Source organism: Cobetia sp. 1CM21F (genome assembly GCF_023161745.1).
Lineage (GTDB): Bacteria > Pseudomonadota > Gammaproteobacteria > Pseudomonadales > Halomonadaceae > Cobetia > Cobetia amphilecti.
The window spans coordinates 53,500-75,422 of sequence record NZ_JALNTQ010000003.1; the positions used below are offsets into that span (position 1 = coordinate 53,500).

19 protein-coding genes are annotated in these 21,923 nt (G+C 63.2%); 10 read left to right on the plus strand and 9 right to left on the minus strand.

Annotation, left to right across the window (positions count from 1 at the left end; translation table 11 throughout):
* The first annotated feature begins 62 nt into the window (after window positions 1-62).
* Complete coding sequence (locus MSG32_RS11570) at window positions 63-1,196, plus strand: hypothetical protein (RefSeq protein ID WP_248379782.1); 1,134 nt, start codon at window positions 63-65, stop codon at window positions 1,194-1,196.
* Window positions 1,197-1,314: 118 nt separating this feature from the next.
* Here MSG32_RS11570 and MSG32_RS11575 read toward each other — a convergent pair whose 3' ends face one another.
* From MSG32_RS11575 to MSG32_RS11590, 4 genes are all read right to left on the minus strand, one after another.
* Window positions 1,315-2,808, minus strand: a complete 1,494-nt coding sequence (locus MSG32_RS11575; protein WP_248379784.1) for a 4Fe-4S binding protein — start codon at window positions 2,806-2,808, stop codon at window positions 1,315-1,317.
* A gap of 41 nt (window positions 2,809-2,849) precedes the next feature.
* Window positions 2,850-3,710 carry an FTR1 family protein gene (locus MSG32_RS11580; protein ID WP_043333240.1) on the minus strand — a complete coding sequence of 287 codons (861 nt, stop codon included), beginning with the start codon at window positions 3,708-3,710 and terminating at the stop codon, window positions 2,850-2,852.
* A 76-nt stretch (window positions 3,711-3,786) separates the two neighbouring features.
* Window positions 3,787-4,203 carry a cupredoxin domain-containing protein gene (locus MSG32_RS11585; RefSeq protein ID WP_248379786.1) on the minus strand — a complete coding sequence of 139 codons (417 nt, stop codon included), beginning with the start codon at window positions 4,201-4,203 and terminating at the stop codon, window positions 3,787-3,789.
* A 177-nt stretch (window positions 4,204-4,380) separates the two neighbouring features.
* The gene (locus MSG32_RS11590; RefSeq protein WP_054555234.1) at window positions 4,381-4,941 is read right to left on the minus strand and encodes an iron transporter; all 561 of its coding nucleotides are present in this window, start codon (window positions 4,939-4,941) and stop codon (window positions 4,381-4,383) included.
* 269 nt (window positions 4,942-5,210) lie between these two features.
* Between MSG32_RS11590 and MSG32_RS11595 the strand changes: the two genes are divergently transcribed.
* Together MSG32_RS11595 and MSG32_RS11600 are read left to right on the plus strand one after the other, a co-directional pair.
* Entirely contained in the window at window positions 5,211-7,574 is a 2,364-nt protein-coding gene (locus MSG32_RS11595) for a GNAT family N-acetyltransferase (protein WP_248379788.1), read from the plus strand.
* Window positions 7,575-7,904: 330 nt separating this feature from the next.
* Window positions 7,905-9,371: an aminoacyl-histidine dipeptidase gene (locus MSG32_RS11600; protein ID WP_248379790.1), complete on the plus strand. Its 1,467-nt coding sequence runs from the start codon at window positions 7,905-7,907 to the stop codon at window positions 9,369-9,371.
* A 133-nt stretch (window positions 9,372-9,504) separates the two neighbouring features.
* Here the strand turns inward: MSG32_RS11600 and MSG32_RS11605 are convergent, their stop codons facing one another.
* Both MSG32_RS11605 and MSG32_RS11610 read right to left on the minus strand, forming a co-directional pair.
* Window positions 9,505-9,918, minus strand: coding sequence for a hypothetical protein (locus MSG32_RS11605; RefSeq protein WP_248379792.1), 414 nt, complete (start codon window positions 9,916-9,918; stop codon window positions 9,505-9,507).
* 405 nt (window positions 9,919-10,323) lie between these two features.
* A complete protein-coding gene (locus MSG32_RS11610; protein WP_043333235.1) occupies window positions 10,324-10,911 on the minus strand; it encodes a type 1 glutamine amidotransferase domain-containing protein in 588 nt (195 codons plus the stop codon).
* A 215-nt stretch (window positions 10,912-11,126) separates the two neighbouring features.
* Here MSG32_RS11610 and rmuC point away from each other — a divergent pair, with 215 nt between their 5' ends.
* From rmuC to MSG32_RS11635, 5 genes are all read left to right on the plus strand, one after another.
* The gene (gene rmuC / locus MSG32_RS11615) at window positions 11,127-13,022 is read left to right on the plus strand and encodes a DNA recombination protein RmuC (protein WP_248379794.1); all 1,896 of its coding nucleotides are present in this window, start codon (window positions 11,127-11,129) and stop codon (window positions 13,020-13,022) included.
* A gap of 346 nt (window positions 13,023-13,368) precedes the next feature.
* Window positions 13,369-13,665 carry a DUF2282 domain-containing protein gene (locus MSG32_RS11620; protein ID WP_043333233.1) on the plus strand — a complete coding sequence of 99 codons (297 nt, stop codon included), beginning with the start codon at window positions 13,369-13,371 and terminating at the stop codon, window positions 13,663-13,665.
* Between the two features lie 109 nt (window positions 13,666-13,774).
* Complete coding sequence (locus MSG32_RS11625; protein WP_248379802.1) at window positions 13,775-14,701, plus strand: DUF692 domain-containing protein; 927 nt, start codon at window positions 13,775-13,777, stop codon at window positions 14,699-14,701.
* Entirely contained in the window at window positions 14,698-15,504 is an 807-nt protein-coding gene (locus tag MSG32_RS11630; RefSeq protein WP_248379804.1) for a DNA-binding domain-containing protein, read from the plus strand. Before MSG32_RS11625 ends, MSG32_RS11630 begins: the two co-directional genes overlap by 4 nt.
* Before the next feature lie 92 nt (window positions 15,505-15,596).
* Window positions 15,597-16,070, plus strand: coding sequence for a DoxX family protein (locus tag MSG32_RS11635; protein WP_248379806.1), 474 nt, complete (start codon window positions 15,597-15,599; stop codon window positions 16,068-16,070).
* Window positions 16,071-16,204: 134 nt separating this feature from the next.
* Here the strand turns inward: MSG32_RS11635 and MSG32_RS11640 are convergent, their stop codons facing one another.
* The 3 genes from MSG32_RS11640 to betT form a co-directional block, all read right to left on the minus strand.
* Window positions 16,205-17,317: a phosphatase domain-containing protein gene (locus MSG32_RS11640; protein ID WP_192838676.1), complete on the minus strand. Its 1,113-nt coding sequence runs from the start codon at window positions 17,315-17,317 to the stop codon at window positions 16,205-16,207.
* Window positions 17,318-17,515: 198 nt separating this feature from the next.
* On the minus strand, window positions 17,516-17,995 hold the full coding sequence (locus tag MSG32_RS11645) for a Dps family protein (protein ID WP_043333228.1): 480 nt from the start codon (window positions 17,993-17,995) through the stop codon (window positions 17,516-17,518).
* A gap of 364 nt (window positions 17,996-18,359) precedes the next feature.
* Entirely contained in the window at window positions 18,360-20,357 is a 1,998-nt protein-coding gene (gene betT, locus MSG32_RS11650) for a choline BCCT transporter BetT (RefSeq protein ID WP_054555244.1), read from the minus strand.
* Window positions 20,358-20,844: 487 nt separating this feature from the next.
* Here betT and MSG32_RS11655 point away from each other — a divergent pair, with 487 nt between their 5' ends.
* Both MSG32_RS11655 and MSG32_RS11660 read left to right on the plus strand, forming a co-directional pair.
* A complete protein-coding gene (locus MSG32_RS11655) occupies window positions 20,845-21,393 on the plus strand; it encodes a hypothetical protein (RefSeq protein WP_107335651.1) in 549 nt (182 codons plus the stop codon).
* The gene (locus tag MSG32_RS11660; protein ID WP_248379807.1) at window positions 21,393-21,830 is read left to right on the plus strand and encodes a hypothetical protein; all 438 of its coding nucleotides are present in this window, start codon (window positions 21,393-21,395) and stop codon (window positions 21,828-21,830) included. The genes MSG32_RS11655 and MSG32_RS11660 overlap by 1 nt, the downstream gene beginning before the upstream one ends.
* Window positions 21,831-21,923: the final 93 nt, after the last annotated feature.

A 21,923-nucleotide genomic window follows, 5' to 3' on the forward strand; every position in this document is an offset into this window, starting at 1 on the left:
CCATCGGTCGCGATTGTTATAGTTCGTGATGTCTTTTAATGTATTGACACATGGAGGTGTTTATGCGAGACATTTTTTATGTAGAAGCACTAGAAAAAATGGCTAGCTCTAAGAAAGAAAAATCACGTCGCTTTTTGATATCATTGATGGTGATCTTTCCTATCTTATTTGCTTTGGCTTATGTTGTTTCTGGCTATGGGGATAATGAGAAAGTACTGTTTAATGGTGTTGTGTTAATATTGTTTGCTTTTACCGTTTTGTTGCTCTATTGGTATTTGCAAATTAAGCCGGGAGATAGCTATGAAGATTATTATGATCCAAATAAGGATTTAGTAGACCTGAAATTTCAGCTTGATAATTTATCTGATATAAGCAAGGCTATTCAGCTTTTTAAAAGCCCAGGTCAATCTTCAGGCAATGCAAATAAAAGCCCAAAAGTTACAGCCGAATATATATCGAGCAGAAGTGACTTCCTACGTAAAGAAGATCGATTAATAAGCAATGCAAGTGATTTAAGTGATGTTGAGAAATTAGCTCTCTTTGAAATTACAATTAAAAGATATCAGGAAAACTTATCTACAGAAAAAAATAATATTGAAGAGAAACTTCAAAGCAAATCTGATGAGCACGTTGTGGATGATCTTGCGCTTAATAAGATGACGCTATTGATTAAAGTGATGACTTCTCGCCTTAATGAGGCAATTTCTCAGCTTTCTAAACGAGGTGATATCTATATTGTTATCGGCTCCGGATTAACCATTATAGCTGGTTATATTTTGTATACATCAATGGTTGATTATCTGTCGCTTAATGTAGCAGGTGAAGAAGCCACTATTTTAGATCTCTCGATGTATGATCTTATATTGATGGGAGTTAAAATCTCAGTAGTATTATTTGTTGAGGTTTTTGCATTTTATTATCTTCGGTTGTATCGCGAGATAGTGAAAGATGTGAAATATTATCAAAACGAAATAACGAATATAGAAGTTAGGCTATTGGCTTTGTATGCTATCGATAACTTTGAACATAGTGAAGCCTTAAGTGGGTTGGTGGGTGAGTTGTCTAAAGTAGAGAGAAATTTTTTGATAGATAAAAAGCATACAACTATAGATCTAGAAAAAAGCAAGCACGATTCTAGCATGATTGGTGCAGATATAGGGCAAGTAACCAAACTCATTAATACGGTTAAGAAATAAGAAATATTTTTGATGTCTGAACACAAAGACCCGCCAATCGGAGGGTCTTTGTCTTTCAAGCCTTGGTGTGTCAGGCCTTGAGCCTCTGTCAGTCAGCCAGCATCCAGCCAGCAGGGCGTCACCAGCCCCAGAACATCAGATACCAGATGCCCAGTGCGGGCAGGCAGGCCAGCGCGACACTCGCGGTACCGATCAGCCGTGCAGCGTTGCCGGCGAGCAGGCCGCCGTTGCGTTGCTCACCGTTGTGCTGCTCACCGGTAATGCGCCAGGCCAGCCGCAGCCCCCATAGGCAGGCCAGTGCCAGCAGGGTGGCGCGCAGATCATTGGCCCAGGTGAGATTGATGCCATCACCGCGCAGCAGCGTCATGGTGGTGGCGGAGAGGCCGAGAAACACGCCCAGCCCGCCCAGCGGAATCAGACTCAGCGAGAGGTGCCACAGGCGTGACAGCGTCGCCTTGCCACCCATCAGCCAGTTGCCCAGCAGCAGCGGCAGGCTGGTGAGCGCGCCCAGCAGGCCGCCACCGACCACGATCCACAGCGTGATCAGACTGCCATCGAGCAGGTTGAAGACATCGTTGTGCTCGGGGTAGTTGGTCAGAATCCAGGTCGGCAGGGTGGTGGTCAGTGGCCACATCAGGTCGTGATCGATCAGCCAGAAGGCCAGCTGCTGCTTGAGGGTGACGAACCACGGGCTGGCGCTCCAGCTGAAGGCGCCGATGGCGATGCCGAGCAGGCCGAACACCAGCACCGAGTAGTGGGTGAAGCGCACCGGCTGCGGCGGCTCGACCAGCTCTACCCCCGGCGCACGCCACTCCAGCTGCATCGCGTCCTTGTAGCCGCTGCAGCGTCCGCAGACATGGCAGTCACCGGCACTGTCGAGCTGCTTGAGCGGAATCAGCGGCGCGCAGTCAGGGGCGTGCATGCGCACGGCGTTGCCCTGACGGACAGCCTGATTGTGGGCGTTCCAGCGGGCCTGGTCGGTACGGAAGTGGGTCGGTGACAGGCGCGCCAGCAGATTGAAGACGCCATTCACCGGACACAGCTGACGGCACCAGACGCGCGTGCCCTTGCCGTAGATCAGCCCGACGATGATCGCGGCCACCGTCGAGCCCCCCAGTACCACCAGTGCGCCCAGCGGGTACTGATAGACGCTGGCCAGCTGGCCATACAGCGTGGTGCCGAGGAAGGCCACGAAGGGCCAGCCGCCCCAGCGCATCCAGCCGGGAATCGGGCGACCGAGGCCGATGCGGCTGGCGGCTTCGGTCAGGGTGCCTTCGGGGCAGAAGACACCGCACCACACGCGGCCCATCAGCACCATGCTGATCAGCACGAAGGGCCACCACAGCCCCCAGAACACGAACTCGGCGAACACCGTCAGGTTGGTGAGGATATGCGCCTGGTAATCCGGCAGCGGCAACAGGGCCGGCACCACCAGCAGAAAGGCATAGATGCCGACCACCAGCCATTGCACCAGCTGGATCAGACCACGCCGCTGCTGCATCGCCTGTCCGAAGCGCGCGATGCGCGTGGCCTGACGGCCAGGCGAGGTGCCGCCATCACTGGCGATGAGGTTGCTTATGTCACCGTGGGGGCTGGAGCCGCAATTGGCCATGACTATCGTTTCTCCTGACTGGCAGATCGCGTGAACAAGACTCAGCTGCGCGCGCGGGCAGTGAGCTGACGGCGCTGGTCGACGCGCTCCCTCTTGCGCTGACGCTTCATGAGGCTTGCGACGATGACCCAGTAGCCGAGATAGCCGACCACCATCGTCGTGGCAGGCCAGGCGCGATAGCCGGCGAAGGTCGCCAGCAGTCCGCCGAGGCCGCTGCCATCATCGAGCAGCCAGCTGGAATCCCACAGCGGGTCGAGGCCCGCCGGCAGATAGCCGAGGCCGATCAGCTGCTCGAGGCCCGACATCAGCAGTGACGCCGCCAGCAGCAACAGCAGGATTTCGGTCACGCGGAAGAACAGCTTCCAGGAGAACAGTCGTGAACCGAGCTGCAGCGCCATGAAGGTCGCCACCGCGAGGGCGAAGCCGAGGCCCGCAGCCAGCGCGAAGCTGGCGATGCCGCCGGACTGCAGGCTGGCGGCGCCCATGCCGTAGAGGAAGACGACGGTTTCCGCGCCTTCACGCGCCACGGCGATGGCGACCAGCGTCGCCACGCCCCAGTAGCTGCCGGAGGAGACGGCGCTGGCCAGGCCGCTCTCGAGTTCTGCCTTGAGCGTGCGGCCCTTGGTGCGCATCCACAGCACCATCTGGGTGATCAACAGGCAGGCAGTCAGCACCAGTACGGCCTGGAAGACCTCCTGCGCGGTGCCGGTCAGCCAGGTGTTGGCGCCCATCAGCGCCGCCCCCATCAGGCCGGCCAGCACCAGACCGGCGACGACCCCGCCCCACAGGTAGCGCAGGCCCGCGCGGGTGCCGGACTGCACCAGCCAGGCGTGCATGATGCCGATGACGAGAATGGCTTCGACGCTTTCACGCCAGACGATAAACAGGATCTGATCAAACATGCGGACTCTCTTCTACTGACGTTCGGTGCGCGCCATCGATGACGAAAAAGGCGTCATTGGCACAGGGTGGCCGAGCTTATTCGGCGACGACCTTGCCACGCGCGTCCGGCAGGTGGAAATCATCGAAGAAGTCATAGCTCCCCGCGCGCAGCGGATGGATGACGACGAACGACTTCACGCCCGGCGCCAGCACCTTCTCCTTGCGCAGGGAGTTGCTCTCGAATTCGGCCGGCGTATTGCCCGCGTTGTGCAGCTGGATGACGAATTTCTCGCCCGCCTTCACCTCAAGGACCTCAGGGATGAGCTTGCCGTTGTCGAGGGTCAGGTCGTAGGACGGCATGTCGCTGGCAGCCGCCGGCCGAGGCAGCAGGGCCACGAGCAAAAGGGCGACGAGCAACATGGCGAGCGCGGGCAGCAGGGCGCTTGCTCGACGGGGCAGGCGAGAGGGCAGGCGAGAGGGCAAGAGGGAGGGCAAGAAAGAGGTCAGGCGCATAGGACACTCCGGACGATGAGGGGAAGCGCACACTGACACCAGCGCAAGGCGCTGGTGGTAGAGCGACCAATGGCCGCGAGTGCAGGTCAGCACAGGCGGCCATCGAAGGAGCAAGCGGCAATGGCCGCCTCACGGGATGCAGACATTCAGGGGCATGCAGCAAGGGCAGAGCGGCGCTCAGTAGCCGCCTTTCTTGCCGACGCCGGCATAGACGAAGTCGTAGTCGGTGGTGATGGTCTGCGGCCACTCGGCCACGCCGGTTTCCTTGTCGATATGACGCGGCATGTCCGGATGCTGGATCTCGAAGGTCAGGTGGTACTTGCCCGGGCCATCCAGCTTGACGTTCTTGCCGTAGTGGGTGCCGTCATTGGCGATCATCGGCACCAGTTCGCCTTCGATCGGCGCCTCGCCACCCTGCCTGGTCAGGGTGTAGTGAATGCCGAGATAGGGAATCCAGTCGCCCGGCGCGAAGCCGTTGTCGTTTTCCATCAGCGCGTGGATATCGGCTTCCAGGTGGATATCGGCCTGATTGGCAGGCAGCTTGCCGGCCGGGGCCATCACCACCGGCTGCAGGTAGACCGCAGCGATTTCCATGCCGCCTTCCTTGACCGGCGTGCCGATCGGGTATTCCAGTGCCGAGGCCTGACCCGCCACGAATGTTGCCGCCAGGCTCAGGGCGAGCAGGCAAGGCTTGAGCGCGCGGGGCAGAGCAGTGGTGAGGGAGTGACGCTGTGGCATCGGGGGGGACTCGCAATGATGGGAAGTGGAGCTTCATTATCCCGATAAGCCTAAATATAACCATTCTCATCCCTGCGCCGCTTGCGTTGCTCATCTTGCAACGGGGCGTTGTATGAGCATGAGTTTATTCTCAAGTAAGCACGAGCTTCTTCTCAAGTAACAGGCGCGAGTGGCAGGCCTGGCGGCCGCGCCGAGCAGATCGCGACTTTCTCGCGCCATCTGGTCTGCTCATCTGGTCTGGCGCGCTGCCATGCGGCATGCTGCGCGACATGACGACTCCTCCTTCAGATTCTCCTTCTCGCATTGATCTGCCCGCCCTCGAGGCGTGGTGCCGAACGCTGCATCAACATCTGCTCGCGCGGCGTCAGCGTGCCTGCCTGTGGATCAGTGGCGATGACCCCACTGGCGCCGCGCAGGCGATCTGCGAGCGGTGGCCGGCGCGAGAGCCTGCCCCACTGTGGCTGGGCACAGGTGAAGCCTTGTCGACGTCGGGCGCGACGCCCGTGCGTACGCTGGCGATGGCCAAGGCCGCCACCCAGCTGGGCGGTGAGCAGTCACTGGTCATCTTCGATGCGGCGCAGCCGGCGACTGGCTTCGACCCCGATGCCTTCGGCGCCGTGGCCGGCACCCTGAAGGCGGGGGGGCTGCTGGTACTGATGACGCCTGCCGCCTGGGCCGCGGCAGACCCTGCGCCAGTGCCGGATGGCGATCATGCGCGTCTGGCTCACTGGCCCTTCGAGCGGCAGCAGCTGACGGCACGCTATCTGGCGCGGCTGGCGCGGCGCCTCTCATCGCACGCCAGTGTGCTGCACTGGCCACAGGGCGGACACTTGCCTGCGCCATCGCTGCAAAGCGGCAATCAGGCGGCGCGATCAGACGCCATCGCCGACACCGACAGCGACTGCCTGACGCAGGACCAGGCTGCCAGCGTGGCTGCGCTGGCGGCTCTGGCGCCTGTGCGACCCGTGGTGATCAGCGCCGATCGCGGGCGTGGCAAGAGTGGTGCGCTGGGCATCGCGGCGGCGCGCTGTCTGGCAGCGGGGCAGGATGTCTGGCTGACGGCGCCGCGCCCTGCGGCGGTCAGCGCGATCTTCGAACGCCTGGCGGCCTTGCTGCCCCGGGGACAGCGCGAGGGCAATGTCTTCAGGTTGCCGGCGGCTCAGGCGGATGCGCGGGATCAGGCCGGTCATCCGCAAGGTGACACGGCTGTCGGCAGCGAACTGCGCTTCGTGGCGCCGGATGCCATCGAGGCGGCGCGTCTTGCCTGTCAGGATGCCGCGCTGCCGCGGCTGTTCGTCGATGAGGCCGCTGCCATCCCCACGCCATTGCTGAAGGGCTATCTGGCGGACTTCCCGCGCATCGCCTTCGCCACCACCGTACATGGCTATGAAGGTACCGGACGCGGCTTCCAGCTGCGGTTTCGTCACTATCTCGAGCGCCGATGCCCCGGTTGGCAGGCGCTGGAGATGACGGAGCCGGTGCGCTGGGCACTCGGTGACCCGCTGGAAGCATTGACCGATGACCTGCTGCTGCTCTCGGCGCAACCGCCTGAGCTGCCTGAGTCATGCGCGAAGAATGCTCAGCAGTGGCTGGAGGGCTGCGACATTGTCGTGCTGGAGCGTGATGCATTGGCGCGTGACGAGGCGGCGTTGCGGCAGTTGTTCGGCCTGCTGGTGCAGGCGCATTACCGCACTACACCGGCGGACCTGCGCCAGCTGCTCGACACGCCGGGGCTCACGCTGATGGCGATTCGTCAGCGCGACGTCACGACAGGGCGTGATGCCTGGCTGGGGGTGGTGGCCGCCGTCGAGGAGGGCGGCTTCCCGACGTCCCTGGCGCATGACATCTGGTGCGGCAAGCGGCGTCCGCGCGGGCATCTGCTGGCACAGTCGCTGGCGGCGCATGCAGGCCACCAGGGCGCCGCCGAGGCCCGCTGGTGGCGGGTGCTGCGCATCGCGGTGCATCCCGAGCTGTGGCGGCGTGGTCAGGGCGCGCGCTTGCTCCAGGCGCTCGAGCAGCAGGCGCTGGCGGCAGGCGTCACGCGGCTCGGCACCAGCTTCGGGGCCGAGGCCGATCTGGTCGCCTTCTGGCTGGCGCAGGGCTTCGTGCCGCTGCGCATGGGCCTCAAGCGCGATGCCGCCAGTGGCGAGCACGCGGTGATGATGGGCAAGGCCATCGGCGAGAGTGGGAGTGGAGAATCAGCGCCGCGTGGGCAATTGGCGCAGGATGCCTTGCTCGGCGCGCTGCAGCAGGACTTCCAGCGCCTGCTGCCCAGCCTGCTCACCCATGAGCTGCACGGCTTGCCGCCCGCATTGGTCGACAGGCTGAGGCAGCGGGGAAGTGAGGCTGATCTGGCCACGCTGACGCCAGCCGCATGCGCGCAGCGACTGGACTGGTATCGGCGTGGTGGCGGGGGGCTGGCGCTGGTGCGGCCGTGGCTCGAGACAGCACTCGAGGCCAGTAAGCCTGCACGACTCGATGAGGCGTCACGTCACGGATTGGTGCTGGCGCTGGGCGGACAGGATGCGCCTGCCTTCATCAGCTGGGCCGAGGGGCAGGGCATCGTGGGCCGCAAGGCGCGCGATCGCTGGTGCCGAGCGGCCGCCGGGCGCCTGATCGAACAGAGCGAATGACAAGGCCGTCTGACATGAGCATCAAATAAGCCCAGAGCGGCCGGTCGCGGCTCAGAGGCCCGGAATGCCGATCGGGCCGGGCATGTCAGGAATCGGCGAGCAGCCACTCAGCATCAGCAGGCCGGCAGTGGCGGAGATGGCGGTCAGCAGCAGTAGTCGACGAGGCATAAAGGCTCCGATGAAGGTGGGGAATGGCATGCAGCTGTCAGCAGGGTCGTGATTGTCATCCTTGCATATTCGAATTCGCTGATCGATAGGTGTCGACAACCACTAGCCACGCCCGTCCGCTGTTCCGTATGCTCATTGATGACAAGAACAGGAATCTTCGCCATGAATGAGCATATCGATACGTTGGACCCCGCCATCCTCTGGCGTCATTTCCGCACTCTGTGCAATATCCCGCGCCCGTCCGGGCATGAAGCCGCGCTGGTGGCCTATCTGATCGACTGGGCCGAAGCGCGTGGTCTCGCCCATGATCGCGACGCTTTCGGCAACCTGCGTCTGCGCAAGCCCGCCACGCCCGGCCACGAGAGCGCAGCGGGCATCGTGCTGCAGGGCCATCTCGACATGGTCGCCCAGGCGGCCAGCGACAGTGATCACGACTTCACGCGTGATTCCCTCGACACCTATCTGGAAGATGGCTGGCTCAAGGCGCGCGGTACCACTCTGGGGGCCGACAACGGTCTCGGCGTCGCGGCGGCGCTGGCCGTTCTCGAGGACGACAGCCTCGTGCACGGTCCGCTGGAAGCGCTGTTCACCCTCGAGGAGGAAACCTCGATGGGTGGCGCGCTGAATCTGGCCGAGAACTGGCTGGAGGGGCGCTACCTGCTCAACCTGGATTCGGAAGACCGCGGGCAGGTCTATATCGGCTGTGCCGGTGGCGCGGACATCAATGTCGCCCACGAGTTTGCCACCTCGTCGCTGAAGGATGCCGAAGCGGAGCTGGAGCTGACCATCGGCGGCCTGGTCGGCGGCCATTCCGGGCTCGATATCCACCGTGGGCGCGGCAATGCCAATCGCCTGATGTCACGTGCGCTGGTCGCGCTGGCCGAGTTCAAGCCGCGTCTGGTCAGCTGGTCTGGCGGTACGCTGCGCAATGCCTTGCCGCGTGAGGCCACGGTCGGCGTGGTGATCTATGACGAGCGCGTTGCCGCCGCGCGCCAGCGCCTCGCGGACTTCGAGGCCCAGATTCGCGACGAGCTGCGCGAGACGGACCCGGATGTCTCGCTCAGCGTGACCCGTGGCAATGCCGAGAACGCGCTGTCCGTCGAGGACACCCAGCGCCTGGTCGCGGTGCTGGATGCCGCGCCCTACGGGGTCGAGCGCATGAGCGCGGCGGTGGAAGGCGTGGTGGAAACCTCCAACAACCTCGGCGTGGTGCAGCTGCGCGAGGGGCGCTTCCATCTCTGCGCGCTGGTGCGTTCGCTGCGCGATGATGCCGTGACCATGATGGAGCAACGCATTCGTGGGCTCTTTGCGCTGATCGGCGCGACCACCGTGGCCGAGAATGCCTATCCGGGCTGGCAGCCGGCGCCGGATGCGCAGCTGCTGGCGCGCTTCTGCAGCCTGCACGAGAGCGTCACCGGCCGCGCGCCGGAGATCAAGGTCATCCATGCCGGACTCGAGTGCGGCATTCTGGGGGCCAAGTATCCCCAGCTCGAGATGATCTCCTTCGGACCGCTGATTCGCGGTGCTCACTCGCCCAGCGAGCGGGTCGAGGTCGAGTCGGTCGGTGAATTCTGGCAGGTGCTCAAGGGACTGATCACGGAACTTGCCGAGCCTGCCAAGGCCGCTTGATCAACTCTCAGGCAAGACTCGTCACGTAGACGAACGACGCCCCCGCAGGTCAGCCTGCGGGGGCGTCGTCAGCTCTGGGCGTCGACATCTCTGGGCATCAGGCGCTGGCGTGGCGTGATGTGAGTGCACAAGCTCAGTTGATATTGATGCGGATCGCCGGAATGCCGATGCTCACGCCGTTATGGTAGCGGCGGATGCCATGCCGGCCGGAATCATGGTTCCGGTAGTAGTACGGGCGGTAGCGGTCGTGCTCAAGACGCCCATGCTGATGGTAGCGGCGCTTGGGGACATGGCGACGGATGTCATGACGAGAATGCTGACGCGATTGATGGCGCTCCACGCGCGGCTCGTCGAACATCCTGAGATGGCGGCGCTTGATCGCCTCGTGGCGACTGTGCGGCGTGCTGTGGCGCTCGCCGTGCTGGCCCTGCGCGCGATGGCGATCATCCGCGGCGACCAGCGTCGGCGTGGCGAGCATCAGCGTCAGTCCCAGCAGCAGGGAAGGCAGCAGAGATGTAAGGGCAGTGGTCAAGGTCGAGATATGCATGGGGCGGTCTCCCGTATGGTCGGTCAGTCACCCAAGAGGATCCTTGTCCTCAGAATATCGTGTCGCAGCGCCTTTTACGAAAGGCGTTCGCTAATGTCTCCGTGCGTCGCTTGTCGTGTTGTTGTGGAACTGAGTTGTCCAGATTGCCTTGCCTGTAGCGTAAGTGGTTGCTCGCAATGAGGTTCTACAACGCACGGCTGCAGAATGGCCAACGAACCTCGGGCATGAGTGGTTCAGCCAGTGCTGCGAGGACACTTCACTTCTGCCACCAAGGCACCGGATCGCGCCCTTGAGACAACGAAAACGCCCCTGCCGAAGTGGCAGGGGCGTCTGTCTGTTCAAGCTTCAGAGCTTGCGGCTCTCTGGCTTGCGGATCTCTAGCTTGCGGCTCTCTGGCTTGCGACCTCAGGCGTGCTGATGCTGGTGCTTGCCTTCGGCCAGTTCCTCGAGCAGCTTGGCGTTGAACGCATCAAGGTCTGCTGGCTTGCGGCTGGTGACCAGCGCGCTGTCACACACCACTTCGCTGTCCTGCCACTCGGCACCGGCGTTCTTCAGGTCCTGTGCGACGGAGGGGAAGGAGGTCATCTGACGGCCTTCGACGACGCCGGCATCGATCAGGATCCACGGCGCGTGACAGATGGCGGCGACCGGCTTGTGGGCCTGGAAGAAGCTGCGCACGAAGCTCAGTGCGCTCTCGTCCTGACGCAGGGTGTCCGGATTGAACAGGCCACCCGGTAGCACCAGGCCGTGATAGTCGTGTTCGCTGGCATCGCTGAGCGGGGTGTCGACCTGGTACTTCTCGCCCCAGTCGGTTTCGGCCCAGGCACGAATGCCGTCTTTCTCCGGCGAGACGATGTCTACCTCGACGCCCGCCTCCTGCAGTGCGGCGCGCGGCACCGCGAGCTCGGATTCCTCGAAGCCATGGGTCGCGAGAATGGCCACGCGCTTACCTTGCAGTTGTTGACGTGTCTGCTGATCGGTCTGCTGTGTCATGCGAATCTCCTTTCCGTGCTTCGGCTCTTGCGAGCGTGCTGGGCAGAGAAGGGGAGAATTCTGCTCTCGGGGTACGTCACTCATCGTGGTGAGCACCGCTCGATGATGGCAGGCAATTCCCCTCCTTTCGTGCCCTGACACTCAAGACATGGATGCGCGATACTGACTTTCAAGGGGGCAACCCCGCTGCGTTTTCACAGGCCATGGAGTGCCCGATGTCGCTGCTTTCTGAATCTTCCGCCGTGATGTGGTTGCTGGTCGGCGTGCTGTTGATGCTGTCGTTGGCCCTGGGGCTGGGCTGGCGGCGAACCCGCGAGCAGCTCCATGCGCTGCAGGAAAGCAGTGAGGAGGAGCAGCAGTCGATGCAGCAAGCGTGGCAGGCCTCGCTGGACGAGTCGCGTGAGCGCCAGCAACAGGCCGAGCAGCGGGCGGCCTTGATCGAGCAACGTGCCGCACTGGATGGGCAGCAGGCGGAGCAGCAGCAACGCTATCTGAGCCAGTCGCTGGAGGAAGCGCGCCAGGCGCGCGATGCGCTGACGGAGCAACTCGCCACGCTGCGCGAATCGCTGCAGGGGCGCCTGGATGAACAGTCACGCGCCCTGAGTGAGCAGCAGACGCTGGCGCGCAGCCTGACCCGCCAGCAGGAAGTGCTGGAGGCGCAGCTGCTGGAGCGCGAGGAGCGTCTCGAGACACTGAGCGAGCGCTACGCCGAGCTGCGCGAGACGCATGCCTCGCTGGTGACGCGCCAGCGTCAGGAGGCCAGCCATCACGAGCAGCAGCTGGCGTTGCTCAACGAGTCACGCGAGCGCCTGAGTCAGGAATTCGAGCAGCTGGCGGGCAAGGTGTTCGAGGAGCGCCAGCAGCGCTTCACCGCCGCCAGTGGCGCCCAGCTCGAGCAGTTGCTCAAGCCGTTTCGAGAGCAGGTCGGCGACTTCCGTCAGCGCCTCGAGCAGCTGCATGGCGAGGAGGTGCGCGAGCGCACCAGCCTCAAGAGTCAGCTCGATCAGCTGGCGGGGCTCAACCGCCAGATCACCGAGGAGGCGGCCAATCTGTCGCGGGCGCTCAAGGGCGACAGCAAGATGCAGGGCAACTGGGGCGAGATGATTCTGGAGACCGTGCTGGAGCGCTCCGGTCTGCGTGATGGCATCGAGTTCAAGCGCGAGGTGTCATTCACCGGCGAGGGCGGACGCCAGCGTCCGGATGCCATCGTCTACCTGCCGGACAACAAGCATCTGATCATCGATGCCAAGGTCTCGCTGACCGCCTACACCGAGTACGTCAACGCCGAGGACGACGTGACGCGAGCACGCGCGCTGCGCGCGCATCTGACTTCGGTGCGCGGCCATGTCACCGGGCTGGCGCGGCGCAACTATCCCGCCATCGAGGGGCTGGGCTCGCCGGACTTCGTGTTCCTGTTCCTGCCGATGGAGCCGGCCTTCGCGCTGGCCTTCGAACACGATGACAGCCTGTTCCAGGACGCCTTCACCCAGGGCGTGGTGATGGTGACGCCGACCACCTTGCTGGCCAGCCTGCGCACCGTGGCGAGTCTGTGGAGTCTGGAGCGCCAGAACGACAATGCGCGCGTGATCGGCGAGCGCGCCGGGGCGCTGCTCGACAAGTTCCGCGGCCTCGCCGAATCCCTCGAGGAGCTGGGCACTCAGCTGGGACGCACGCGCGAGGCGCATGATACCGCCATGAAGCGGCTGGCCAGCGGGCGCGGCAACCTGATCAGCCGTGCCGAGGAGCTGCTGGAACTCGGCGCGCGCATGAAGAAGCCGCTGCCGGAAGCGCTGGTGCGCCAGTCGCGCGACACCCTGCATCAACCCGAGCAGGCGCTGGATCAGCCATCGACATCCGCGCCGTCGGCGCTTGATCGCCAGCCCGCGCCCGAGCCCGAGCCGCCTGCCAGTGAAGAAGCGCCTGCCAGTAAAGAATCGGCAGCCAGCGAAGGCCAGGATGTGACCGGAGCGCCGGGCGCCGAAGTACCGAGCGGCGAAGCACCGGATGCCGAGGCATTGGACACAGAGACACTGGATACCGAGGCAGGGCAGGCGCCTGCGTCGCTCTCGCGCTGGGAGCTCATGGAGCGCAAGTGGCAGGGCGATTGCTGATCGCCCTCATCGCCTGCAGCACTGCAGGCAGCCGTTGCGACTGACGTTACAACAGACGTTGCGACATGCCCTCGGACAGCAGATGACAGTCAACGCAAGCGGCCCCTATGTGGGGCCGCTTGCGTTTGCATGGCGAGGTCAACGCAAGCGCGGGGTATCGTTTCCACATGTGATGAGGGGAGTGCAGTCAGCGCGATATTGTCGAGTCGCGGCAATAATTTCGATCTTTTCTGCATCCATCTTCCCAAGCCCCCCGTAAGTTGGATTGAGCCCGCAGCGCAGGGGCGAAAGTGATAGATAAATAACGTTTGGCTCATTAAAGAGCATTTTCTCAGGAGATGTGCCCATGTCTACCAAGACGAACAAGTCCGCCAAGACCGCTTTTGCCCTGGCCTCCGCACTCGGAACCGCTGTCGCTCTGTCTACCGCTGTCGTCTCCCTCCCGGCCCACGCGGCGGGCATGGAAAAGTGCTACGGCGTGTCGCTGGCCGGTGAGAATGACTGCGCCGCCGGCCCAGGCACTTCGTGTGCCGGGACTTCCACCGTCGATTATCAGGGCAATGCCTGGAAGCTGGTTCCGGAAGGCACCTGCACCTCCATTGAAACGCCGAATGGCACCGGCAGCCTGGAAGAGATCAAGTAAGCATCACGCCTCGGGGCTGGCTCGGACTTCCCCGGGCATCCCCCGAACTTGACGTCCGGTGGCCTGGCGCCACGCCGCCACCGGACGCTCGCCGCCTCGAGAGGTCTTCATGCATCAGCCATCCCCTTCCTCCGGCAGTCCGGATTTCGGTACGGCCTATCCGTCCCTCGACGAGATGGCCGTCGGTATCAGCCTCAAGGCGCAGCATGTGCGTGAGCTGATGTCGTCGCGTCCGGCGCTGGGGTTTCTCGAGATTCATGCCGAGAACTACATGGGCGCCGGCGGGGCACCCCATGCCCGGCTGGATGCGCTGCAGGAGTACCCGCTCTCGATTCATGGTGTCGGCCTGTCGCTGGCATCGGAGCGCCCGCTGGATGCCACGCATCTGGCGCGCCTCAGAACGCTCTGCGAGCGTCACCCGCCCACCAGCGTGTCAGAGCACCTGGCCTGGGCCGGCCATAGCGGCCACTTCTACAACGACCTGCTGCCGGTACCGCTGACGGACGCGATGCTGGCACGGGTCAGCGATAACCTGATGCAGTTGCAGGACACCCTGGGCCGTCAGGTATTGATCGAGAATCCCGCCCACTATCTGCGTTTCGATGCGCGCGAGCTGGGGGCGGAACTGATTCCCGAGACGCATTTCCTCACTCGCCTGGTCGAGCGCAGTGGCTGCGGACTGCTGATCGACGTCAACAATGTCTTCGTCTCGGCGCACAACATCGGGATCGATCCCGCAGCCTGGCTGGAGTCCATTCCGGGCCACGCCGTCGGGGAGATCCATCTGGCGGGGCATGGCGAGGACACGCGTGAAGGTCTGCTGATCGACAACCATGGCGCGCCGGTCTGTGATGAGGTCTGGGCGCTGTATGCCGACTTCATCAATCGCATCGGGCCGCGTCCGACGCTGATTGAATGGGATACCCAGGTACCGGCGCTGGAGGTATTGCTGGGGCAGACCACGCGCGCTCAGGCGTTGCTGCACAGCACACGGGCGCAGCAGCTGGCGCGCTCCGGCATGGAGGGCGACCGATGACCTCTCTCGAGCGGCATGCCAGCGCTGAGCGCCAGCCCGACTGGCAGCGCGCCTTCATCGAGGCACTCACCCAGCCCGATGCCGCGCTGCCCGGTATCGAGGCAGGCCATCAGCAGCGCCTCGATGTCTATCGCAACAATGTCTGGGCCAGCCTGATCAGTGCGCTGGAAGAGGCCTATCCGGTGACCCGGCAGGTGGTGGGCGAGCGCTTCTTTGCGGCCCTGGCCCACGATCATTCCCGCCAGCATCTGCCGCGCTCACCGCTGATGATGGAGTACGGGGCCGGGCTTGCCGAGACTCTGCACACGACCCTGACCACGTTGGTCGAGACGCGTCATATGTCGGCCGCTCAGCTGCCGTTCTATGCGGTGGACCTGGCCCGCTTCGAGGCCGCTCGTCTGGTGGCCTATCACGCGGCGGACGCCGAAGCCCTGGTGCCGACCCAGCTGGCGGGGGTGCCGCCCGCAGCGGTGATGGAGCTCAGGTTCTCGGCGCACCCCGCGGCTTGTCTGCTGCGCCTGGAGCATGCGGTGCTCGAGATCTGGCAGCGCCATCAGAATGCCGGCGCGACCCTTGAGGGGCTGGCTATCGCGCGGCCGGAGCGGGTGTTGATCACGCGCCCGGCGCTGGAGGTGCAGGTCACGGTGCTGTGCGAGGCCGCTGCCTTGCTGCTCGAACTGCTGCTGGCGGGGGAGACGCTGGCGGACGCGGCAGCGCGGCTCGCGGACGCGCACCCCGAGCAGGCGCTGGGGCCGCTGCTGGCCCCCCTGCTGGCAAGTGGTGCCTTCCGCGCGCCGACCTGATCCTGCTCGGTGTCTCTTGCTCTGTTCTATTCTGCTCGGCTCTTTTCTGTTTGACCCTTCGCGCCCTGGCGCACCCTTGAGGAGGCCTCATCATGAGCCTTGAATCATCAACGACGCCTGCGGTTCGTACCGGTGTGGCGGGGCAGGTCCTGAAAGTGTTCGTCTGGCTGGAAAACCTGCGCATGGATGCGCTGTTGATCCTGATGCGCATCATCGTCGGCGCGGTATTCTTCATGTCAGCGCAGACCAAGGTCGACGGCTTCACGATCAAGGACAGCACCTTCTTCCTGTTCGAGCATGAATACGCCTTGCCGCTGGTCTCGCCGATACTGGCTGCCTGGCTGGCGACCATCGCCGAGCACCTGTTCCCGCTGATGCTGTGGCTGGGGCTGGGGACGCGCTTCGCGGCGCTGGGGCTGGCCGTCATGACGCTGACCATTCAGCTGTTCGTCTATCCCCACGCCTGGGTAACCCACGGCCTGTGGCTGTCCAGCCTGCTGGTGCTGGTATTGCAGGGCCCGGGGCGGCTGTCGCTCGATCAGCTGATTCGCTCACGCATCGCCTGAGGCCGTCATTCGGCAGAGTCGTTCGGTGAGGCTCATATCAGTCGCGCACAACGTAAGACGGAGACCCTGGGGTCTCCGTCTTGCGTTGTAGTACCGCGATAGTGCCGCTATCTATCCGCTGGCTAGCGAGGCGCTCAGGCCGGCTCGTCGGCGAGTTGATGCTCGATTTCGGCACGTACCATCTCGACGCTGGCGGCATCGATGTAGCCGTTGGCATGCGCGTGGTGCGCCATGTCGAGGCTGTCGGTGCTCAACAGCATCACGCAGCCGAGCGCGGCCAGCTCCTCGCCGAGCTGGTCCAGCTCGGCCTTGCGCGAGTCCGAATCGCCTATCTGGCGAATGTAGATCGCGCAGATGCGTCCGGGATAGCGGCGCACGACCTCGGCGTAGACTTCCGGGTCATGCTGGCCGCTGTCGCCGATAAGCAGGAACTGCATCTCGTCATACAGGCCGAGCATCTTCTCGATCAGCGCCTGCTTGTGGTCTTCGGAGCGTCTGGGCAGCGGGCGTTGCAGGGTCAGGCCCCACTCGCGCAGGAACAGGATTGGCCCGACCGGAATGCGGTTGTGCTGGAAGAAGACCTCCAGCATCTCGTAGATGCTCCACGGGCCGCGCGATACATAGAGCAGCGGGCGCTGCTGCTGGCCATCATCACCCTCATGGAGTGCCTGATAGAGGGCAGCCACGCCGGGGAAGGCGGTGCGGCGCTCGGCGGACTCGATGAACAGGCGATAAAGCATCTTGAGCTTGTTGGCGACACCGGTGTACATCACGGTGTCGTCGATATCGCTGATCACCCCGAGGCGTGTGCTGATGGGCGGCAGATAGACCTGCGCCTCGCCTTCCACCGGGGGCTGCTTCGGCGGACACGCGGTGATGCGGGCGGTATGCCACTGGCCCTGGTGCTCCAGCGGCTCATCGAGCGGCAGATGCACGCTGAAGTAGCCATCGCGGTCGGTGATGGCGGTGGTGCGGTTGTCCCCCAGCGCGACCTCTACCTCGACGCCGCTCTTGCCCCAGCGCAGCATGCGGCGACCGACATCCATCAGGTCGCGCCCGGCGCCGGGAGCCAGCTGGCTGCGTGAGCCGGGCTGGCGGAAGATGCGCCCCATCAGAAAGGCTTCGCTGTGCGAGCCGTAGCCACGATAGGCGTGAATGACGTAGCCATCCTTGCCCTGGGCGTGGCGCATGGGCTTGGCTGCCACATGCAGCAGCTTGCGTAGCAGACGTGTCAGCGGCAGTGACATGCAACCCTCCTGGTCGGTATTTGGCGGGCCTTCATGGCCACATGACAACGCCGCCTTTCGAGTCCCGCGTGTGCAGGGTCGAAAGGCGGCGTTCACACTGCGCGAATGCCTCGCGGCCCAGTGTCAGTCAAGTACAGCGTCAGACAGCAGCATCAGAGATCCGCTTGAAATGTCCTGGCGCTGCATTGGCTTGAGCGCTTACTCGCCCAGGTAGGCGGACAGCATCCACACGGTCTTTTCCTGCTCGCGGATGTAGTCACCGACCAGTGAAGCGGTACCTTCATCATCGGCGTCAGACGCGACGGACATGATCTCGCGCTGCAGTTCGATCAGGGACTTGTAACCGGTCAGCAGGCCCTTGACGCAAGCCGTGCCGTCGCTGACGTGGGTGTCTTCCTTGATGGTGGCGACACGCGCGTAGTCACTGTAGGCGTGCAGCGGCTCGTGACCCAGAGTCAGGATACGCTCGGCGATCTCGTCGACCTTGGTCAGCAGGTCGGTGTAGGTTTCCTCGAACTTCACGTGCAGCTCGAAGAACTGGTTGCCTTTCACGTTCCAGTGGTAACCACGGGCATTCATGTAGAAGGTCTGGTAGTTGGCCAGCAGGATGTTGAGGTGCTCGGCCAGCTGAGTGGCGCTGGCAGTGTGCAGGCCGATGGCATTGGTATCGTTGGACATGAAGACTCTCCTGAAAAATGTGAAGTGAACGGCATTGTGGGGAAAGTGGAGATGCAGGTGGCGAGCCGTGCTGCCAGTATGCCACCAGTGTAGAGGCTGGGCGGGATGCAGGGTAACGAATTCACTGTATCGCCCTCATCGGCCACCCCTATCGTCGCCGGCGCACCACCCTCAAGCCGTAGATGAATGCCTGGTAAGAGATGTGGTGCGCGCACGCGGTTTTCAAGGTCGCACACGGATATTGCAGCCAATGTCGTCGGCTCGGACATTCTGATTCCGGCCACATACGCAAAGGCCCCGCACGGGGCGGGGCCTTTGCGACAGCCATGTCATCAGCTGTCATCACTTCTGCAACGCTCAGGCGTCAGTTGCGCGCCATGTGCAGGAAGTGCATGTGCTTCTCGTACTGGTCCAGCACGTCGCCGATCACCTGCTCCTTAGTGTAACCCATGACGTCATAGGTCTGGCCACCTTCACGCAGGAAGACCTCGGCGCGGTAATGGCGTTCCACATCGCTGGTGCCCTTGCGCTTGACGTTGCGCAGCGCGAAGGCCGGTGCTGCATATTCGCGCACCCGCACACCGTAGACGAAGTCGACTTCCTCGCCGTGGCTGACCTGCAGATAGCTGCGGTCTTCCTCGTCATTGACGCGAGTATCCAGGCCCTGGGCCTCGAATTCCTTCGCGACATCCGCCAGTGCCGGCGTGACGGTGTTGATCAGGTACTGCTCGACGTTCTTCTGACGCGGCGTCTCGACCAGGGTCTGGACGCGCTTCTGCCAGCTGCGTGCGCCACCGGCGGTGTGGCCCGGCGTGTTGCTCAGGTGCTGCATGGAGCGTTGCTTGACGCCCTCGAGACGCAGTGCCTTGAGCAGACCATAGCAGACGAACATCAGGATGATCGCGAACGGCAGGGCAGAGGCCAGCGAGGCGGTCTGCAGCGCGCCCAGACCACCTGCCATCAGCAGCGCCACGGCGACGAAACCTTCAGAGAAGGCCCAGAAGACACGCTGCCAGACCGGAGATTCGTCGCCTTCCTTGGAGGTCAGCATGTCGATGACCAGCGAGCCGGAATCCGAGGAGGTGACGAAGAAGGTCACGACCAGCAGGGTGGCCAGCATGGAGGTGATGCTACCGAACGGGAACAGCTCCAGGAACTTGAACAGTGCCACGGACGCATCGGCGGAGACCGCTTCTGCCAGGTTGCCCGCGGTATCGGTCAGCAGCATGTGCAGGGCGCTGTCGCCGAAGAAGGTCAGCCACAGGAAGGTGAAGCCCATCGGCACGAACAGCACGCCGTAGACGAATTCACGGATGGTGCGGCCACGCGAGACACGCGCGATGAACATGCCCACGAACGGGGACCACGCGATCCACCAGCCCCAGTAGAACAGGGTCCAGCCACCCAGCCACTTGGACGGGCCATCTTCGGGGATATAGGCGAACATGTTGAAGGTCTTGTCGACCACTTCGCTGAGGTAGCCACCGATGTTCTGGATCAGCGTCTGCAGCAGGAAGATGGTCGGGCCCACGCACAGCACGAATAGCATCAGCGCCAGTGCCAGGCCAAGGTTCAGCTCGGAGAGACGACGGATGCCGCCGTCCAGACCCATGACCACGGAAACGGTCGCCAGACAGGTGATGATGGCGATCAGGATGATCTGGGTGGTCAGGTCGTTGTCGATATCGAACAGATAATGCAGGCCGGAGCTGACCTGCAGCACGCCCAGACCCAGCGAGGTCGCGACCCCGAACATGGTGCCGAAGACGGCGAAGATATCGACGGCGTGGCCGATCGGGCCATGGATGCGCTTGCCGATCAGCGGGTACAGCGCAGAGCTGATGCGCAGCGGCAGGTTGTGGCGGAAGCTGAAGTAGGCCAGCGCCAGCGCCACCACGGCATAGACGCCCCAGGCGTGGATGCCCCAGTGGAAGAAGGTGGTCTTCATGGCTTCACGCGCGGCCTCGACGGTGCCGGCATCGCCGACCGGAGGCGCAGTGAAGTGGAAGACAGGCTCGGCAACGCCGTAGAACATCAGGCCGATGCCCATGCCCGCGGAAAACAGCATCGCGAACCAGGAGCCGTAGCTGAAATCAGGCTCGGAATGGTCTGGCCCCAGCTTGATGTCGCCATAGCTCGAGAAGGCGAGACCCAGCGTGAAGATCACGAACACGCCCATGGCCAGCAGGTAGAACCAGCCGACGGTGTCGATGATCCAGGTCTGGACATGACCGAAGGCGGTCTGCGCGGTATCCGGCATGGCGACCGTAAAGATCACGAACGCCAGAATCACCACGGCGGAGCCGAAGAAGACTGGCGGATTGATCTTGGCGACCGTGGGCTGGTCGGCATTTTCTGACATAAATTTCTCTCCCTGATTGCCTATTCGTCGATAATGGTAACTTATTGAACCTGTAGCGTCGTGAGTTGTCCGCGCGATATCGTTTCCATATGTAACCAGTGTTGCGCGCGCTGACCGGCGGTTTGCGCGCCGAGCGAGCGGCCCTGGCAGCGCTGGCGTTGCGTGTTCATCCTGCGAAATGGCAATGGCGGTACGCTCTTGGCTTGCATTGTCGGGGGCTGGATACGGTAGGCGCTGGCATGGCTGGGCGCTAAGATGAGGCTTCCTGCATCCAGGGTATCCCGCTGTCTCGATACCATAATTATGCAGAAACCCTACAAGACTTATGTGTCAGTCTAGTGCCTCTGGTGTGTCTCATGGTGTGAAAATCGTGATGCAGCGCCGGCTCAAGTGGCTGACCGGAGACGTTCGCATGCTCCATCGACTTCCCGAATTTTCCGCACGGCCAAGCGTGGCTGACACGTCAGCGCGCTCGCGACTGCCGCGCATGACACTGCTCGCAGTGGGGCTGGTGCTGCTGAGCGGTTGCTCGGCCCTGTCCGGCAAGGACCCGCTGGCCGCGAATGACAGCGCTGGCCTGCCCGAGGCCTGCATCTTCCCGCGTGAGGGCGATGCCAATCAGTGGTTGCGTGCCGCGGCGCAGGTCGTCGAGGCCCGTGGCTACAAGATCCGCGAGAGCGAACAGGCGCTGGGCGTGGTGACGGGTGAGCGCAAGGTGGACCAGCCGGGGCTGGGCGCGATCGATGGGCCCTTCGGCTCGCGCATCGGCTTCTCGGTGGGCTATGGCGTCGCGGCGGGCAATGATTTCGGCGTGGGCGTCGGCAATGACACCTTCCGCGATGACCCGATCAGCTTCGAGCGTATCTCGCTGGTCGCGCCGGATGAGCGCGTGCGCGTGATCCGCGATGAGCAGGTCATCAATCAGGGCGGCTACGTCATCGATGCCCGTCCTCACAATGACAGCGACAGCTGCCGCCAGATCGAGCGTCAGCTGCAGGCTGCGCTGGCGGGTCGTGATCCACGGGAGGTTCGCTGATGAACATGCGCAAGGCATCTCCACGCTCGCTATGGCAACGTCTGGGGCTCGCGACGCTGCTCGCCGGCCTGCTGGTGCTGGGTGGCTGCATGAATCAGCCGACCCATGCGCCGGACTCGCGCACCGCGGTGATCGCCCCCAACAGCGGCACCCTGACCTCCCAGCAGGTCTTCGTCACCCTGCTGACGACGCTGGCGGAGCGTGGCTTCATCATCGAGCGCGCAGACCCGGACCTCGAGCGCCTCGACGCCAGCTACGCTGCCCGGCCGCCGCTTGCGCTGGAAGCCTGGGTGAGCAAGGTCAACGGCCAGATTCGTCTCAGCGTGAGCGGTGACAGCAATGGTGCCGATATCGCGCCGGGCCGGCTCGACAACCTGCTGGTGGAGGTCGCCGTGGCCCTGGATGCGCGCACCGTGCCGGTGATCGGCGCGCCGTGACCGCCTCGCGCATGGCAACCCCACGCATGACAACCCCACGAGGCGGCCCTCAGCGTCGCCTCTCTGGCCTTGCCCACCACTTCGCAGGCGAGC

Bases quoted from the DNA above. Each gene is read 5' to 3' on its own strand.
- MSG32_RS11570 (WP_248379782.1), top strand. From the start codon at position 63: ATGCGAGACATTTTTTATGTAGAAGCACTAGAAAAAATGGCTAGCTCT.
- MSG32_RS11575 (WP_248379784.1), bottom strand. From the start codon at position 2,808: ATGGCCAATTGCGGCTCCAGCCCCCACGGTGACATAAGCAACCTCATC.
- MSG32_RS11580 (WP_043333240.1), bottom strand. From the start codon at position 3,710: ATGTTTGATCAGATCCTGTTTATCGTCTGGCGTGAAAGCGTCGAAGCC.
- MSG32_RS11585 (WP_248379786.1), bottom strand. From the start codon at position 4,203: ATGCGCCTGACCTCTTTCTTGCCCTCCCTCTTGCCCTCTCGCCTGCCC.
- MSG32_RS11590 (WP_054555234.1), bottom strand. From the start codon at position 4,941: ATGCCACAGCGTCACTCCCTCACCACTGCTCTGCCCCGCGCGCTCAAG.
- MSG32_RS11595 (WP_248379788.1), top strand. From the start codon at position 5,211: ATGACGACTCCTCCTTCAGATTCTCCTTCTCGCATTGATCTGCCCGCC.
- MSG32_RS11600 (WP_248379790.1), top strand. From the start codon at position 7,905: ATGAATGAGCATATCGATACGTTGGACCCCGCCATCCTCTGGCGTCAT.
- MSG32_RS11605 (WP_248379792.1), bottom strand. From the start codon at position 9,918: ATGCATATCTCGACCTTGACCACTGCCCTTACATCTCTGCTGCCTTCC.
- MSG32_RS11610 (WP_043333235.1), bottom strand. From the start codon at position 10,911: ATGACACAGCAGACCGATCAGCAGACACGTCAACAACTGCAAGGTAAG.
- rmuC (WP_248379794.1), top strand. From the start codon at position 11,127: ATGTCGCTGCTTTCTGAATCTTCCGCCGTGATGTGGTTGCTGGTCGGC.
- MSG32_RS11620 (WP_043333233.1), top strand. From the start codon at position 13,369: ATGTCTACCAAGACGAACAAGTCCGCCAAGACCGCTTTTGCCCTGGCC.
- MSG32_RS11625 (WP_248379802.1), top strand. From the start codon at position 13,775: ATGCATCAGCCATCCCCTTCCTCCGGCAGTCCGGATTTCGGTACGGCC.
- MSG32_RS11630 (WP_248379804.1), top strand. From the start codon at position 14,698: ATGACCTCTCTCGAGCGGCATGCCAGCGCTGAGCGCCAGCCCGACTGG.
- MSG32_RS11635 (WP_248379806.1), top strand. From the start codon at position 15,597: ATGAGCCTTGAATCATCAACGACGCCTGCGGTTCGTACCGGTGTGGCG.
- MSG32_RS11640 (WP_192838676.1), bottom strand. From the start codon at position 17,317: ATGTCACTGCCGCTGACACGTCTGCTACGCAAGCTGCTGCATGTGGCA.
- MSG32_RS11645 (WP_043333228.1), bottom strand. From the start codon at position 17,995: ATGTCCAACGATACCAATGCCATCGGCCTGCACACTGCCAGCGCCACT.
- betT (WP_054555244.1), bottom strand. From the start codon at position 20,357: ATGTCAGAAAATGCCGACCAGCCCACGGTCGCCAAGATCAATCCGCCA.
- MSG32_RS11655 (WP_107335651.1), top strand. From the start codon at position 20,845: ATGACACTGCTCGCAGTGGGGCTGGTGCTGCTGAGCGGTTGCTCGGCC.
- MSG32_RS11660 (WP_248379807.1), top strand. From the start codon at position 21,393: ATGAACATGCGCAAGGCATCTCCACGCTCGCTATGGCAACGTCTGGGG.